The organism is Mycobacterium sp. 236(2023), assembly GCF_029623955.1.
Lineage (GTDB): Bacteria > Actinomycetota > Actinomycetes > Mycobacteriales > Mycobacteriaceae > Mycobacterium.
This window is the reverse complement of the sequence record NZ_JARSBP010000002.1, coordinates 456,818-473,758: the sequence shown is the minus strand read 5'-3', so window position 1 is coordinate 473,758 and position 16,941 is coordinate 456,818. Positions and strand designations below refer to the sequence as shown.

The 16,941-nt window shown below is 65.6% G+C and carries 9 protein-coding genes; 4 read left to right on the top strand and 5 right to left on the bottom strand.

What is annotated here, in order from left to right; genetic code table 11:
• The first annotated feature begins 9 nt into the window (after positions 1-9).
• From P9A17_RS04730 to purU, 3 genes are read left to right on the top strand one after another with little or no spacing between them, the layout of a single operon-like run.
• Positions 10-1,056, top strand: coding sequence for a class I SAM-dependent methyltransferase (locus P9A17_RS04730; RefSeq protein WP_278037440.1), 1,047 nt, complete (start codon positions 10-12; stop codon positions 1,054-1,056).
• Positions 1,057-1,062: 6 nt separating this feature from the next.
• Entirely contained in the window at positions 1,063-2,748 is a 1,686-nt protein-coding gene (locus tag P9A17_RS04725; RefSeq protein WP_278037439.1) for a glycosyltransferase, read from the top strand.
• Between the two features lie 4 nt (positions 2,749-2,752).
• Positions 2,753-3,640 carry a formyltetrahydrofolate deformylase gene (gene purU / locus P9A17_RS04720; RefSeq protein ID WP_278037438.1) on the top strand — a complete coding sequence of 296 codons (888 nt, stop codon included), beginning with the start codon at positions 2,753-2,755 and terminating at the stop codon, positions 3,638-3,640.
• A gap of 64 nt (positions 3,641-3,704) precedes the next feature.
• On the opposite strand, the gene P9A17_RS04715 is transcribed toward purU, so the two are convergent.
• On the bottom strand, positions 3,705-5,999 hold the full coding sequence (locus P9A17_RS04715) for a PGRS repeat-containing protein (RefSeq protein WP_278037437.1): 2,295 nt from the start codon (positions 5,997-5,999) through the stop codon (positions 3,705-3,707).
• Positions 6,000-6,687: 688 nt separating this feature from the next.
• Between P9A17_RS04715 and P9A17_RS04710 the strand changes: the two genes are divergently transcribed.
• The gene (locus P9A17_RS04710; protein ID WP_278037436.1) at positions 6,688-7,530 is read left to right on the top strand and encodes an FkbM family methyltransferase; all 843 of its coding nucleotides are present in this window, start codon (positions 6,688-6,690) and stop codon (positions 7,528-7,530) included.
• A gap of 2 nt (positions 7,531-7,532) precedes the next feature.
• On the opposite strand, the gene P9A17_RS04705 is transcribed toward P9A17_RS04710, so the two are convergent.
• From P9A17_RS04705 to P9A17_RS04690, 4 genes are all read right to left on the bottom strand, one after another.
• The gene (locus P9A17_RS04705; protein ID WP_278037435.1) at positions 7,533-8,285 is read right to left on the bottom strand and encodes a deoxyribonuclease IV; all 753 of its coding nucleotides are present in this window, start codon (positions 8,283-8,285) and stop codon (positions 7,533-7,535) included.
• A gap of 37 nt (positions 8,286-8,322) precedes the next feature.
• Positions 8,323-9,222: a phytanoyl-CoA dioxygenase family protein gene (locus P9A17_RS04700; protein ID WP_278037434.1), complete on the bottom strand. Its 900-nt coding sequence runs from the start codon at positions 9,220-9,222 to the stop codon at positions 8,323-8,325.
• Positions 9,223-9,354: 132 nt separating this feature from the next.
• A complete protein-coding gene (locus tag P9A17_RS04695) occupies positions 9,355-13,314 on the bottom strand; it encodes a DNA-directed RNA polymerase subunit beta' (RefSeq protein ID WP_278037433.1) in 3,960 nt (1,319 codons plus the stop codon).
• 35 nt (positions 13,315-13,349) lie between these two features.
• On the bottom strand, positions 13,350-16,865 hold the full coding sequence (locus P9A17_RS04690) for a DNA-directed RNA polymerase subunit beta (RefSeq protein ID WP_278037432.1): 3,516 nt from the start codon (positions 16,863-16,865) through the stop codon (positions 13,350-13,352).
• Positions 16,866-16,941 lie beyond the last annotated feature (76 nt).

Sequence of the window (16,941 nt, the reverse complement as noted above, 5' to 3'; positions counted from 1 at the left end):
GGTGTATTGATGTCGATAGACACGACGTACATGCGCGACGCAATGACGCGTCGACTGCTGCGGCGAGGCGTTTCGAGTGGGCAGATCACTCTGCCGGCGGTACCGGCGCTGCTTGAGGAATACGTTTCGCTGTGCAGCAAGACCTTTGCCGCGCTCGGGCGGAAATTCTCGACAGCCGAGATCGATCACTTGAGATCTTTGCTTGCGAAAGAATTGGGCAACGCTTTCGCTGCCTCGAATCGGTCCAATATCGTCATTTCCTATGAGGCGCCCATTGGGACGGTGCTGAATTACCACATCCTCCCTCAGGCCACCTCGCTCGCCGACACCTACGACAACTGGGTCGCCACCCGCAAACCTCCGCTGTTCGGCACGCACCCTGACGCCAGAGTGTCGGCGCTGGCCGCCGAGGCAGGCGATCCGACGACGGCCCGTGTCCTCGATATCGGTGCAGGCACAGGCCGCAACGCGCTTGCGCTGGCACGCGGCGGACATCCGGTCGACGCCGTCGAGCTGACGCCAAAGTTCGCCGAGATCCTGCGACAAGAGTCCTACAAGCATCTGCTGAACATGCAGATCATCGATCGCGACATCTTCGACACACTCGACGACCTGCAGAAGGACTACCAGCTGATCATCCTTTCGGAGGTCACGCCCGACTTCAGGAATGTCCAGCAGCTGCGCGCGGTGTTCGAACTCGCCGCCGAATGCTTGAATCCCGGTGGATCCCTGGTGTTCAACGTCTTCATGCCCCGTCCCGGCTACATGTCCGACGATGCGGTCAACCAGCTCGCCCAGGCAGCGCGTGAGCTCGCGCAGCAGGTGTACTCCGGGATCTTCACGGGCGAAGAGATCGACGTCTGCGCGGCCGGGCTACCGCTGCGGCTGCAAACGAACGACTCCGTCTACGAGTACGAGAAAGCCAACCTCCCGGTCGGCGTCTGGCCGCCGACCGGTTGGTACGCCGAGTGGATCAGCGGCCAGGACATCTTCGACGTCCCGCGCGAGCAGTCGCCTGTCGAAATGCGTTGGCTGGTCTACCAGAAGACGGGATAGCGTCCCATGTCCGGCTCCGCGCCCGCGATCTGCCTGAACATGATCGTGCGCAACGAGGCGCACGTCGTGCACGAGGTTCTTGACTCCGTCGCCCCATTCATCAGCTCGTGGGTGATTGTGGACACCGGATCGGACGACGGCACGCAGGACAAAATCCGCGACCACATGGCCGGCCTGGGCATCCCGGGAAAGCTGCACGAACGGCCCTGGGTGAACTTCGGGCACAACCGCAGTGAGGCGATCGACCTTGCCCAGGGCCACGGGGACTACATCTGGGTGATGGATGCCGACGACTTGCTCGTCGGCGCACCGGATTTCAGCGACCTCACCGCTGATGTGTACCAGCTCCATTACGGCCCCGATGTCTCCTACTGGCGGCGCCAGCTCTTTCGCGACGGACTGCCGTGGAAATACGTCGGTGTCCTGCACGAGTACGCGGACTGCGACCAGCCCTACGATGAGCATCGGCTACAGGGTGACTACTACATCGAGTCGCGCCGCATCGGCGGCCGAAACCTCGATCCGCAGAAGTACGCCCGCGACGCCGAGGTCCTGCTCGCCGAAGTCGAGCGCAACCCCGACGACCCACGGTCGGTCTTCTATCTCGCTCAGAGCTACTACGATTACGGCGATTTCGCGAACGCCCACCGCTGGTATTCGCGGCGCTCCGAGATGGGCGGCTTCGACGAAGAGACCTATTACTCGCTGCTGCGTGTCGGAGACACCCTGCTGAACCTCGGCAAACCGTGGCCCCTGGTGCAAGACGCCTACCTTCGCGCCTGGGAATACCGTCCGACGCGCGCCGAAGCCTTGTACGTGATTGCGCGGTGTTACCGCGATCAGCAGCGATACCAGCTCGGCTATCTGTTCGCCGAACGCGCGGCGGCCATTCCGCTACCGCAGCAGGACGTCCTGTTCGTCAACGCCGAGATCTACAACTGGCGTGCCCTCGACGAACAGGCGGTCTCTGCGTCGTGGATCGGCAAGCTCGAAGAGTCTTTTCGCCTCTGCCGTCGACTTCTCCAGCGGGCCGACATCCCGGAGGACGATCGGCAGCGCATTGCGTCCAACAGGGACGTTGGCGTCCCTGCGGTAATCGAGACGGCCACCGCATTCCATCGCGATCTGGCAATAGTCGGTCAAGACGGCGACATCACCATCACCATCGTTGGCGGACCGGACCGGGACGCGACGGAACGGACACTGAATTCGTTGCTGTACAGCTGTTCCGACTTTTCACGAGTGCGACGCGTCCTCATCGTCGACATCGGCATGTGGGCCGAGGACCACGCAGCACTCACGCAGAAGTACCCCTTCGTGGATATTCAGCCCGCACCGCCCGGCGTGCAACTGTGCCAGATCCGCGAGTCGGTCGACACCCGCTTCTGGTTGAACCTCGGGCTGGGATGGCATTTCTTCGGTTCGGACGACTTCTTTGATCGGCTCGCGGCGATCCTCGACACGGAGGCGGGCATCTACCAGGTGGGGATCAATTACGGCGATGCAGAACAGTTGACGGGTTCTGTTGCGCCGCAGAGCTCTACCCGCCACGGGGGCGTTTCCGGCCGCTACGTCTTGACGGGGACCGCCGCGAACGGACCCGCCATGTTCGATTGTGACCGCTGGGACGGGACCCAGACCGACTTGGGCACAGCCACCCTCGACGAAGTGCTGTGCATCCGCCAGAGATGAGCCGATGACCGAACACACCGGTACCGAAATTCATGCACCTCGCGATATCGGCCGACTGCTGCTGCGCTGCGAAGACCGGCCAGGCCTCGTCGCCGCGGTAAGCAGATTCCTGGCGGAGACCGGTGCCAACATCATTTCACTTGACCAGCATTCGACAGAGCGCTCCGGTGGAACTTTCATGCAGCGCACCATCTTTCACCTGCCCGGGCTGACCGCAGCCCGCGACGGACTGGAGCGCGAGTTCGTCGAGAAAGTGGCTGGACCCTTTCACATGGACTTCCGCCTCACCGAAGCGGCCAAACCGAAGCGCGTGGCGATCATGGCTTCGAAAGAGGACCACTGCCTCCTCGATCTGCTGTGGCGAAATCGGCGGGGCGAGCTCGACATGTCCGTCGTGATGGTCGTCTCCAATCACCCCGACCTTGCCGACGCGGTCCGGCCGTTCGGCGTGCCGTTCATTCATGTCCCGGCGCGCAAGGACATTCGCGAGGAGGCCGAGCGGCGTCAACTCGACCTTCTGCGGGGCAACACCGACCTCGTAGTGCTGGCTCGCTACATGCAGATCCTGACGCCGAGCTTCATCGAACAGGTCGGCTGTCCGCTGATCAACATTCACCACTCGTTCCTGCCCGCATTCATCGGCGCATCACCATACCGGCGGGCGAAAGAGCGCGGCGTCAAACTTGTTGGCGCCACGGCACATTACGTCACCGATGATCTGGATGAGGGTCCGATCATCGAGCAGGATGTGGTTCGGGTCGACCATCGACACAGCGTCGACGACCTGGTCCGGCTCGGTGCCGACGTGGAACGCGCCGTGCTGTCGCGAGCGGTGTTGTGGCACTGCGAAGATCGCGTGATCCGCTTCGGCAATCAGACCATCTGCCTCTGAACGACGTGCCAAAGGGGAAGGCCCCCCTCCCGAAGGAGGGGGGCCTACCCGATCGGTTGTCGGACTAGTCCGAGTCACCGGCGCTGCCGCCGGCACCTCCGCCGCCGCCTTCGCCGCCGCCACCGCCGGCACCACCGCCGCCGCCGGTACCGCCGCCGCCACCGGATCCACCGGTGCCCGAGCTGCCGCCGGAGCCACCGTTGCCGCCTGCGCCACCGGCGCCGCCGGCGCCGCCCTTGCCGCCTGCGCCGCCCTTGCCGTCCGACGTTCCCGGAGTGCCGTTGCTACCGCCGGTGCCGGCCGTCCCGGATGAACCGGAAGCACCGTCGCCGCCCTTGCCTCCGGCCGCACCGGTTGCACCCTGGGCACCGGTCGCACCTTCAGCGCCGGCCGAACCGGCCTTGCCGGCACTACCTGCGGCTCCGGTCGCACCTGCGGCTCCACTGGCACCGGTGGCGCCTGTGATACCGGGAGCACCCGAGGCACCCTGCGCACCGGTCGCACCCTGGGCGCCGGTAGCACCACTCGCGCCTGCCGCGCCGGTCACGCCGCCCTTACCGGCAAGTCCGGAACCGCCGAAGAGGCCGCCCTTGCCTGCCTGACCGGCCGTACCGGCCTGACCGCCTGCACCACCGGTGCTGCCGCCCAGACCGCCCTTACCGCCCGCGCCGCCGTTGCCGCCGAGACCGCCGGCACCTCCGGCGCCACCGTCACCACCGAGTCCACCAGCACCGCCGGTGCCACCGGTACCACCGGTGCCACCCGTGCCGCCAGTGCCACCCTGGCCACCTGCGCCGCCGACGGCTCCAGCGCCACCGGTACCGCCGGTTCCGCCGGTGCCACCCTTGCCGCCGGTTCCACCGGTACCGCCGACCCCGCCGAGACCGCCCTGGCCACCGAACCCGGTCCCGAGGTCGCCGCTGCCGCCGGCACCGCCGGTGCCACCGGTTCCACCGGTGCCACCAGTTCCACCGGTGCCACCCTTGCCGCCGATACCACCGACGCCGCCGTTACCGCCGGCACCGCCGGTTCCACCGGTTCCACCGGTGCCACCAGTTCCGCCGGTGCCACCCGTACCGCCGGTGCCACCCACGCCACCTGTGGCGCCAGCGCCGCCGACGCCGCCCTTGCCGCCCTGAGCGCCTGTGCCACCCGTACCGCCGGTGCCACCCGTACCGCCGGCGCCACCAGCACCACCGGTACCGCCGTTACCGGCGTTACCGGCGTTGCCGCCCTTGCCGAACAGGCCGCCGCTGCCGCCGTTGCCGCCGTTGCCGCCCTTGCCGCCGACACCGCCGGTGCCGCCCTGGACCTGAGGTGCATCACCGCCGACACCGCCGGTTCCGCCGGCCGAGCCTGCGCCACCGGCCTTGCCGGTGCCACCCTTCTGTCCCTGGCCGCCGACACCACCGACACCGCCGGTGCCACCGACGCCACCGGTGACGCCAACACCGCCGGTGCCACCAGCGGCACCGTCTCCACCGGCGCCACCGACACCGCCGGCATCGCCCGCGACGCCTGTCGCGCCGGTTCCACCGGTTCCACCGGTTCCACCGGCAGCGCCCGTTCCACCAGTGCCGGTGCCACCTGCAGCACCCGTGGCGCCCACGGGCCCGGCAGCTCCGACCCCGCCTGCGGTACCAGCCGCACCAGCGCCACCCGTGGTGCCTGTAGCACCGGTCGAGCCAGCCTTGCCGGTGGTACCAACCGTGCCAACGCCACCAACGGTTCCGGCTGACCCCACTCCGCCCGCGGCGCCGGTCGAGCCCACCTGTGTCGCGTCATCGCCGTTGCCACCGTCGGCACCCACCGTTGCACCGGCCTGGCCGTAGACGCCCGCATTTCCGGACGGGCCAACCGCGCCGGTCGCACCGGTTGCACCGTTACCGCCGTTACCGCCGTTACCGCCGCGCCCGAACAGAGCCAGGCTGCCTGCGTTACCGCCGTTACCGCCGTCGGCCCCGAATCCGCCGTTACCGCCGTTGCCGCCGTTACCGCCGAAGAGGCCGCCGTTACCGCCGTTACCGCCGGCGACCCCGGCGATCTCGCTGTTCCAACCGCTACCGCCGTTGCCGAAGAGGATGCCGCCGTTCTGGCCGGTTCCGTCCTGGCCGTTGCAGATCAGGCCACAGGACGTGCCGCTGAGATCAACGAGGCCGGAGACGAGGTTGTTGGGCGCCGGATTGCCGGAGCCGCCGAAGGTGACCTGGTACCACGGTTCCGTTGCGTCCGAGCCGGTCGACGTCAACTGAATGGCGGCGGAGATGGGTCCCGGCCCCCCGGGCGGCGCGAGGAACATCATTCCCGCGGCCACCATTCCTGCGCCGGCGAGGCCGGTGGTGATTACAGGGCGGACCACACTCTTGGTACCGCCAGACTTTTGCTTACGTCGATTGGACAAGGCGAACAACCCCCTAAAGAGAAACCCGATCGGTGTCTGCAGGAGCGCAGACGCACGGAAGTTAACACCCGAAAATCCCTGTTCGAAGGTTTTCTGCACGTGAACTTTTGTGAAGTTTGCGATATCAAGTAGCTATCCGAAAGATTCTGTGCATAGGGAAGTTTTTTCGGCAACGTAAGTTTGCTGAAGCGCTCTGCATCCGTAGTAAAAACGCAAGGTCAGATGCTATGGACAACCCGTCACACCTGTGCTTTGGCTGAGAAAACTTGTGAGCCGATGGCCCGTAGTTGACAACACGTCAACAGCGACCGGCGGGCAAATTGGTCTGGCGTTGCGATCGGCGGTGTCCGTCGCGTTCTCGCAACATGATCCACGGTCAGGTGCGGGCCACCCGGTCGAGGACACGTTGATCACTCAAAACCGCGTTCCTGCAACACTGTCCGGCTCTCAAACAGCGAGTAGGACGTTCGGATGACAACCGCGAGCAGCAAAGGTGGCATAAGCGTGCTAATAGTTGCCTGCAAGCTGTGAGACATCCTCTGCTGTACAGATAACGAAGCAGCACCGGAAGCGGCGTCGCGCCGGCACGCTACATTCGTGACGCACTTGCCACCGGGTTCCTGGACACCGCACGAAGGCGATTCCCATGAGCACTGCTTTTCGAGATCTTCTCGCCCCCCAGCGCCTGATCGACGTCGTGGACGTCGGCGCCAACCCCATCGACGGCGAACCGCCCTACGCGCCCATCCTGACCGCGGGACTCTGCCGCGTCACCGGGTTCGAACCTCAGGCAGACGCGCTACTGGCGCTGCAACAGAACAAGGGGCCCTACGAGAGGTACCTCCCCTATGCGGTGGGCGACGGCGGCGAACACACCCTCAACATCTGCAGCGGATCGGGGATGACAAGCCTTTTCGAGCCCGATGAAGCCACGCTCAGCATGTTCGAGGTGCTGGCCCCTTACGCACACGTGGTCAACCAGGTGCCGCTCGCCACGCAACGCCTGGACGACATCGACGAGATCGTCGACATCGATTTCCTCAAGATCGACATACAGGGCGGCGAACTCGCCGTCTTTCAGAACGGCCGGACGAAGCTGTCCGGCGCCGTCGCGATCCAGACCGAAGTGTCATTCGTGACGCTTTACAAGGACCAACCCGCCATGGGCGACATCGACATCGAACTCCGCAGACAAGGTTTCGTCCCGCACTGCTTCGCCGCGGTGAAGCGCTGGCCGATCGCCCCGTACGTGGCCAACGAGGACCCACGCCGGCCCGTCAATCAACTTCTGGAAGCCGACATCGTCTACGTCCGCGACTTCTCTCGCCCGGATCTGCTGAGCGACGAACAACTCAAGCACCTCGCTCTGATCGCCCACCATTGCTATGGCTCAACCGATCTCTCGCTGCGCTGCGTCATGCTCCTCGAACAGCGAGGATCCCTGGATGCCGGCGCACAACAGCAGTACCTGGGGCTGCTCGCCGGCTGAAGCTACTTGACGTGCTCGCGCAGGAACGCGATGTCGTCCTTGCGGCCCTCGTCCGACGTCTCGCAGATGACGGGCGCATTCGCCGCGTTCACCACGGCCGCCAGCAGCTGCGGGTCGATCTGACCCGTCCCGAAGTTGGCGTGCCTGTCCGCGCCCGACCCAGCGGCGTCACGCGAGTCGTTGCAGTGCACCAGGTCGATGCGGCCCGTGATGCCTTTGATCCGCTCCACGGCGTCGATGAGCGCTTCGCCGGCGGCCCACGCGTGGCAGGTATCGAGGCAGAAACCGATACCGGTGTCGCCGATGTGGTCCCACAGCTTGGCGATCGTGTCGAAGTGCCGAGCCATCGCGTGGTCGCCGCCGGCGGTGTTCTCCAACAGAACCTGCACGTCGGTCTCCAAGTAGTCCAGCGCCTTCGCCCAACGCTCGAAGCCGGCGTCCATGTCGTTGTCGTCGGCGTGGCCCCCGTGCACGATGACGGCGGTGGCCCCGATGGCTGAGGCGGCATCGCAGGTGTCCTGCAAGATCTTTCGAGACGGAATGCGCACGCGATTGTTGGCCGACGCGACATTGATCAGGTACGGCGCGTGCACATAGATCGGCATCGACGAGGCCTTGAGCACCTCGGTGTCGTCGCGAGGCGGTGGCTTCTTCCAGCTCTGGGGATTGCCGAGGAAGAACTGTACGACGTCGGCGCCGTCGGCCTCCGCCGCCGCCAAGGGGTCATCACCGTGGACATGCGAACCAATGAGCACGACGCCCACTCTAGGCGGGCCCGGTGACAGCGTCGGGTCAGCCTCGGATCGAGATGGGGACGCGGGGCATGTAGCTGTCGAACAACCTCGTCGCGACGGCCGCGACGTCGTCGCCGAGCGGGTACATGTGCCGGTACTGCAACACCTGCTTGCCGATCAGCCCGAGTCGCTCGGTGAACGTCGGCATGCGGCCGGGGTCGAGCAGAGGGCTGTTGAACGGCGCCCGGTCGCCGCGCTGGAACTCGAACGCGGCGCTGATCCTCGCCGCCGTACCCAGCCGGCTCCCCCTGCTCCCCCAGTGCAGAACCGCCTGATTCCACGCCAGCAGGCTGCCCGCAGTCGCCGGTAGCGCTCGGATGTCCTGCGGGTTGAGCACGACGTTGTTGCCCTCTCCGTCCCAGCGGCGCTCGACGAAACGCGGATCATGGTGTGCGGGAAGCACATACATGCAGCCGTTGAGCGGCGTGGCATCGGTGAACGGCAGCCACACGGTCAATGTGTGCGGCGAGTTGTCGGGGTCCAGAGTGGGCTGCACGCGATCACGGTGCGGGCCCCACCCGCACGCGTTCTCGTTGGGCTGCACGTACCAGACCCAGAAGTCGGGCAGCGCCCGATAGTCCTCGCCGAGGACCGTCGTCAGGAACTCCGACAGCCCCTGGAATGCCAGCCACATCTCGTCGTAGACGAACGCGAACGGCAACGGGATCCCGCGCTGCCACAACGTGGCAACGGCATCGCGGATCGGCGCGGTGCAGGCTTCGCCGAACGCGTCGGGAACCTGGACGTAGCCCTCCCGCTTCAGGTCGGCCATGAGCGCACCGGTGTCGCCGACGGCGGCACCCGCCGGGGTCGCGGTTGCCTCGATCGTCATGTGCGGGCACAGGTCGCGCCAGAACTCCCGACGCTCGACCTCGTGCGCGGACAGCGTGCTCAACATGTCCGTCACGGTAGCGCAGAAGGTTTGCTGTTCAGGCCGGTTTGTTCCAGAGGCTCACCTGGTGATTGCGTGTGCAACAAGGCTCGCACCACGAAAAAGCCCCCGCCGAAGCGGGGGCTCTTCCGTCGATGACTACCGGTAGTCGGAGTAGCCGTAATCGTCCAGTGGCACCGCAGCGCCGGTGGCCTGGCCGAAGTCCGGGCTGTAGTACTGATCCTCGTAGGACGGGATCGTGTACGCCGCAGCACGGGCCTCTTCGGTCGGCTGAACCTGGATGTTGCGGTACCGGTTGATGCCGGTGCCGGCCGGGATCAGCTTGCCGATGATCACGTTCTCCTTCAGACCCTGCAGCTTGTCGCTGCGGCAGTTGATCGCCGCATCGGTGAGCACGCGGGTGGTCTCCTGGAACGACGCCGCCGACAGCCACGAATCGGTCGCGAGCGACGCCTTCGTGATACCCATCAGCACCGGACGTCCGGCCGCGGGCTCGCCGCCCTCGGCCACGACGCGACGGTTCTCGGTCTCGAACTCGCCACGCTCGGTCAGCGAACCGGGCAGGAACTCCGTCGAACCCGAATCGATGATCGTCACGCGACGCAGCATCTGCCGGACGATGACCTCGATGTGCTTGTCGTGGATCGACACACCCTGTGCGCGGTACACCTCCTGGACCTCCTTGACGAGGTGGATCTGCACCTCGCGGGGGCCCTGGACGCGGAGCACCTCGTGCGGGTCGGCCGAGCCTTCCAGCAGCTGCTGTCCGACCTCGACGTGGTCGCCGTCGGTCAGCAGACGCTCGGAGCCGTCGTCGTGCTTGAACACCTTCAGACGCTGACGACGCGAGAGCTTGTCGTACACGACCTCCTCGCCCCCGTCGTCGGGAACGATGGTGATCTTGTAGAACTTCTCGCTCTCCTCCAGGCGAACCCGCCCGGCGACGTCGGCGATCGGTGCACGGTTCTTCGGCACGCGGGCCTCGAACAGCTCCTGGACACGCGGCAGACCACCGACGATGTCGGCGCCACCGGTGACACCACCCTGGTGGAAGGTACGCATCGTCAGCTGCGTGCCGGGCTCACCGATGGACTGCGCGGCCACGATGCCGACGGCCTCGCCGATGTCGACCAGCTTGCCGGTCGCCATCGAGCGGCCGTAGCACATGGCGCAGACGCCGGTGCCGGTTGCGCAGGTCAGCACGGAGCGGACCTTGACCTCGGTGATGCCCGCGGCCAGCAGCGCATCGATGGCCGGGTCACCGAGGTCGTGCCCACGCTCGACGACAACGTTGCCGCTGCTGTCGACCGCGTCGGTGGCCAGGGTCCGCGCGTACGCAGACGTCTCGATGTGCTGATCACGAACCAGCGCCCCGTCTCCGGCGGCCTGCAGTTCCGCCAGCGTGACGTTGATGCCGCGCTCGGTCTCACAGTCGGTCTCGCGCACGATGACGTCCTGCGACACGTCGACGAGACGACGGGTCAGGTAGCCCGAGTCGGCGGTACGCAGCGCGGTGTCCGCGAGGCCCTTACGGGCGCCGTGGGTGTTGATGAAGTACTCCAACACCGTCAGGCCCTCACGGAATGAGGACTTGATCGGACGCGGGATGAACTCACCCTTCGGGTTGGTCACCAGACCCTTCATGCCCGCCAGCGTGCGGGTCTGGGTCAGGTTGCCCGTCGCGCCGGACTTCACGATCGTGATGATCGGGTTGTCGGACGGGTAGTGAGCCTCCAGCGCTTTACCGACCTCTTCGGTCGCGTCCTGCCAGATCTTCACCAACGCTTCGTTGCGCTCGTCCTTGTTGAGCTTGCCGCGCTGGTACTGCTTCTCGATGCTGTCGGCTTCCGCCTCGTAGCGCTCGAGGATCTCGGTCTTCTCCGGCGGCACCAGCACGTCCGCCATCGACACGGTGACACCCGAACGGGTGGCCCAGTGGAAACCGGCGTCCTTGAGCTTGTCGACGGTCTGCGCCACGACGATCATCGGGTAGCGCTCGGCCAGATCGTTGATGATCCGGGCCTGGACCTTCTTGTGCATCTGCTCGTTGACGAACGGATAGCCCCTCGGCATCAGCTCGTTGAACAGCACCCGACCCAGCGTCGTATCGGCGGTCCAGGCGTCGCCCAGATTCCAGCCGTCGGGGAAACGCTCGGCCTCGACGTCGGCAGGCGGACGCAGCTGCGTCAACCGGATCCGGATCTTGGCCCGCGGGCTCAGCGCACCGCGATCCATCGCCATGATGGCCTCGGCCGGCGAGCTGTACACACCGGACTCCGGCTGATCCTTGCCGGCAGCGGTGAACGCACCGGTGTCGCCGTCGATCTCGGTGGTCAGGAAGTACAGACCGGTCACCATGTCCAGACGGGGCATGGCCAGCGGCCGACCCGACGCCGGGGACAGAATGTTGTTCGACGACAGCATCAGGATGCGTGCCTCGGCCTGCGCCTCCGCGGACAGCGGGAGGTGCACGGCCATCTGGTCACCGTCGAAGTCGGCGTTGAACGCCTCACAGACCAGCGGGTGCAGCTGGATGGCCTTGCCTTCGACCAGCTGCGGCTCGAAGGCCTGGATACCGAGGCGGTGCAGGGTAGGTGCACGGTTCAGCAGCACCGGGTGTTCGGCGATGACCTCTTCGAGGACATCCCACACCTGGGGACGCTGACGCTCGACCATGCGCTTGGCGCTCTTGATGTTCTGCGCGTGGTTCAGGTCGACGAGACGCTTCATCACGAACGGCTTGAACAGCTCGAGAGCCATCAGCTTCGGCAGACCGCACTGGTGCAGCTTCAGCTGCGGACCGACGACGATGACCGAACGGCCCGAGTAGTCGACGCGCTTACCGAGCAGGTTCTGACGGAAGCGGCCCTGCTTGCCCTTGAGCAGATCGGACAGCGACTTGAGCGGACGGTTGCCGGGCCCGGTGACGGGACGGCCGCGCCGGCCGTTGTCGAACAGCGCGTCGACCGACTCCTGAAGCATGCGCTTCTCGTTGTTGACGATGATCTCGGGAGCACCGAGGTCGATCAGTCGCTTGAGGCGGTTGTTGCGGTTGATGACGCGGCGGTACAGGTCGTTGAGGTCGGAGGTCGCGAAGCGGCCACCGTCGAGCTGAACCATCGGGCGCAGTTCCGGCGGGATCACCGGGACGGCGTCGAGGACCATGCCCATCGGCGAGTTGCGGTTCATCTGGAACGCCGCGACGACCTTGAGCCGCTTGAGTGCGCGCAGCTTCTTCTGGCCCTTGCCGTTGCGGATCGTGTCGCGCAGGCTCTCGGCCTCGGCCTCGATGTCGAACGTCTCGATGAGCTTCTTGATCGACTCGGCACCCATGGCGCCTTCGAAGTACTCGCCGTAGCGGTCCTGCAGCTCGCGGTAGAGAAGCTCGTCGACGATCAGCTGCTTGGGAGCCAGCTTCGTGAACGTCGTCCAGATCTCGTCGAGACGCTCCAGCTCGCGACCGGCACGGTCACGCAGCTGACGCATCTCACGCTCGCCACCGTCGCGCACCTTGCGGCGCACGTCGGACTTGGCGCCCTCTTCCTCGAGCTCCTTCATGTCGGCTTCGAGCTTCTGCGCACGAGCTTCGAGGTCGGCGTCGCGCTGATCCTCGATGGCCTTGCGCTCGACGGCCATCTCGGCCTCGAGCGTCGAGAGCTCGTTGTGGCGCATCTCGTCGTCGACGGCGGTGATGACGTAGGCCGCGAAGTAGATGATCTTCTCGAGATCCTTCGGGGCCAGGTCGAGCAGGTACCCCAGACGCGACGGGACGCCCTTGAAGTACCAGATGTGCGTGACGGGTGCGGCCAGTTCGATGTGGCCCATCCGCTCACGTCGCACCTTGGCGCGGGTCACCTCGACGCCGCAGCGCTCACAGATGATGCCCTTGAACCGGACGCGCTTGTACTTGCCGCAGTAGCACTCCCAGTCGCGAGTCGGTCCGAAGATCTTCTCGCAGAACAGGCCGTCCTTTTCCGGCTTCAGCGTGCGGTAGTTGATGGTCTCCGGCTTCTTGACCTCACCGAAGGACCAGTTACGGATGTCGTCCGCGGTCGCGAGACCGATGCGGAGTTCATCGAAGAAGTTGACGTCGAGCACGTAACTTCCTTTCCCCTTGCGGGTGTAGTGACTATTTAGGCCAGATCTTCGACAGAGGCGGATTCGTTGCGCGACAGGTTGATTCCGAGGTTGGCAGCAGCACGCTCCAGGTCCTCGTCGTCTCCGTCACGCATTTCGATCGCCGCGCCGTCCGAAGACAGCACCTCAACATTCAGGCAGAGCGACTGCAGCTCCTTGAGAAGCACCTTGAACGACTCCGGGATGCCCGGCTCGGGGATGTTCTCGCCCTTGACAATGGCCTCGTAGACCTTGACGCGGCCGACGGTGTCGTCGGACTTGATCGTCAGCAGCTCCTGCAGCGTGTAGGCGGCGCCGTAGGCCTGCATGGCCCAGCACTCCATCTCGCCGAATCGCTGACCACCGAACTGCGCCTTACCACCGAGCGGCTGCTGGGTGATCATCGAGTACGGGCCGGTCGAGCGCGCGTGGATCTTGTCGTCGACGAGGTGGTGCAGCTTCAGGATGTACATGTAGCCGACCGTCACCGGGTACGGGAACGGTTCGCCACTGCGTCCGTCGAACAGCACGGCCTTGCCGTCGGCGTTGACCATCGTCTCGCCGTCGCGGTTGGGCAGCGTCGCACCGAGCAGACCCTGCAGCTCACCTTCCTGGGCACCGTCGAACACCGGGGTGGCGACGATGCTGTCGGCCGGGGCCGAGAGCATGTTCTCGGGCAACCTCGACGCCCATTCCGGTAGTGCGTCTGCGCCGCCGTTTGCAACCGAGATGTTCCAGCCGGCCTTGGCGACCCACCCGAGGTGGGTTTCCAGGATCTGGCCGATGTTCATACGACGCGGCACACCGTGGGTGTTGAGGATGATGTCCACCGGGGTGCCGTCGGGCAGGAACGGCATGTCCTCGACGGGCAGGATCTTGCCGATGACGCCCTTGTTGCCGTGGCGTCCGGCGAGCTTGTCGCCGTCGGAGATCTTGCGCTTCTGGGCCACGTAGACGCGGACCAGCTCGTTGACGCCGGCGGGCAGCTCGTCGTCGTCCTCGCGCGAGAACACACGGATGCCGATGACCTTGCCGGACTCACCGTGGGGCACCTTCAGCGACGTGTCGCGAACCTCGCGGGCCTTCTCACCGAAGATGGCACGCAGCAGGCGCTCCTCCGGGGTCAGCTCGGTCTCGCCCTTCGGCGTGACCTTGCCGACGAGGATGTCGCCGTCGCGGACCTCGGCGCCGATGCGGATGATGCCGCGCTCGTCGAGATCGGCCAGCACCTCATCGGAGACGTTCGGGATGTCCCGGGTGATCTCCTCGGCGCCCAGCTTGGTGTCGCGGGCATCGATCTCGTGCTCTTCGATGTGAATCGAGGTGAGCACGTCCTCTTCGACCAGACGGTTCGAGAGGATGATCGCGTCCTCGTAGTTGTGACCCTCCCACGGCATGATCGCCACGAGCAGGTTCTTGCCCAGGGCCATCTCACCGTTCTCGGTGCACGGACCATCAGCGAGAACCTGGCCCGACTCGACACGCTGCCCGGCGTCCACGATCGGACGCTGGTTGGCGCACGTGCCGTGGTTGGAGCGGGCGAACTTGCGCATCCGGTAGGTGTGCCGGCTGCCGTCGTCGGCCATCACGGTGATGTAGTCGGCGGAGACCTCCTCGACCACACCGGCCTTGTCGGTCACGACCACGTCGCCGGCGTCGATCGCGGCGCGCAGCTCCATACCGGTACCGACCAGCGGAGCCTCGCTGCGCACCAGCGGAACGGCCTGGCGCTGCATGTTGGCACCCATCAGGGCACGGTTGGCGTCGTCGTGCTCGAGGAACGGGATCATCGCCGTCGCGACCGACACCATCTGGCGCGGCGAGACGTCCATGTAGTCGACCTCGGTGGCCGAGACGAACTCGACCTCGCCGCCCTTACGGCGAACCAGGATCTTCGCTTCGGTGAAGCGGCTGTCACCGTCGAGCGGCGAGTTGGCCTGCGCCACGACGTGGCGGTCCTCCTCGTCGGCTGTCAGGTAGTCGATCTGGTCGGTGACCTGGCCGTCGATGACCTTGCGGTACGGCGTCTCGATGAAGCCGAACGGGTTGACCCGCGCGTACACCGACAGCGAACCGATCAGGCCGATGTTCGGGCCCTCAGGGGTCTCGATCGGGCACATGCGGCCGTAGTGGCTCGAGTGGACGTCGCGGACCTCGAGGCCGGCACGCTCGCGGGACAGACCGCCGGGGCCCAGCGCCGACAGACGGCGCTTGTGGGTCAGACCCGACAGCGGGTTGTTCTGGTCCATGAACTGCGACAGCTGCGATGTGCCGAAGAACTCCTTGATCGCCGCCACGACGGGACGGATGTTGATCAGGGTCTGCGGCGTGATCGCCTCGACGTCCTGGGTGGTCATGCGCTCACGCACGACGCGCTCCATACGCGAGAGACCGACGCGGATCTGGTTCTGGATCAGCTCGCCCACGGTGCGCAGACGACGGTTGCCGAAGTGGTCGATGTCGTCGACCTCGACGGGAACCTCGGAGCCGCCGGGGGCGGTCATCGTCTGGTCGCCCTGGTGCAGCCGCACCAGGTACTCGATGGTCGCGACGACGTCCTCTTCGGTCAGCGTCGAGCTGGTGATCGGCGCGCCGACGTTGAGCCCGAGCTTCTTGTTGACCTTGTAGCGACCCACGCGGGCCAGGTCGTAGCGCTTCTCCTTGAAGAACAGGTTCTCCAGCAGGGTCTGCGCGGACTCCTTGGTCGGCGGCTCGCCCGGACGCAGCTTCCGGTAGATGTCCAGCAGGGCCTCGTCGGTGCCTGCGGTGTTGTCCTTCTCCAGCGTGCTCATCATGATCTCGGAGAAGCCGAAGCGCTCCACGATCTGCTCGTTGGTCCAGCCGAGCGCCTTGAGCAGCACGGTGACGGGCTGACGACGCTTGCGGTCGATGCGGACGCCGACGGTGTCGCGCTTGTCGACGTCGAACTCCAGCCATGCACCGCGGCCGGGGATCACCTTGACGCTGTGCAGCGTCTTCTCGGTGGACTTGTCGATGCTCTCGTCGAAGTACACACCGGGCGAACGGACGAGCTGCGACACGACGACGCGCTCGGTGCCGTTGATGATGAAGGTGCCCTTTTCGGTCATCATCGGGAAGTCGCCCATGAAGACCGTCTGGCTCTTGATCTCGCCGGTGTTGTTGTTGATGAACTCGGCCGTGACGAACAGCGGGGCCGCGTACGTCATGTCCTTGTCTTTGCACTCGTCGACCGGCGCCTTGACCTCGTCGAAGCGCGGGTCCGAGAAGGACAGCGACATGGAGCCGGAGAAGTCTTCGATCGGGGAGAGCTCTTCGAGTACCTCCTGCAGACCGCCCTTGGGGTCTACATCACCGCGGTCGACAGCACGCTGGAACCAATCCTCCGCACCGATGAGCCATTCGAAGGACTCGGTCTGTACGTCGAGAAGCCCCGGAACCTCGAGCGGCTCACGGAGCTTTGCGAAAGAAATACGGTTTGGTGCTCCGGGAACGGAGTTGTTGATGGTTGACTCGATCTGGCGGGACCCTGCCAAGATGCATCCTTCCAGCACCTCACGCGGCTTACCGGAACCGGAACACCGGACCGTTGACCGCTCATCTGCGTCGGTTCGGCTGGCTTCGCTCAGC

Coding starts and splice junctions, on each gene's coding strand:
- purU (WP_278037438.1), top strand. CDS start 2,753: ATGACCGAACACACCGGTACCGAAATTCATGCACCTCGCGATATCGGC.
- P9A17_RS04730 (WP_278037440.1), top strand. CDS start 10: ATGTCGATAGACACGACGTACATGCGCGACGCAATGACGCGTCGACTG.
- P9A17_RS04700 (WP_278037434.1), bottom strand. CDS start 9,222: ATGTTGAGCACGCTGTCCGCGCACGAGGTCGAGCGTCGGGAGTTCTGG.
- P9A17_RS04725 (WP_278037439.1), top strand. CDS start 1,063: ATGTCCGGCTCCGCGCCCGCGATCTGCCTGAACATGATCGTGCGCAAC.
- P9A17_RS04710 (WP_278037436.1), top strand. CDS start 6,688: ATGAGCACTGCTTTTCGAGATCTTCTCGCCCCCCAGCGCCTGATCGAC.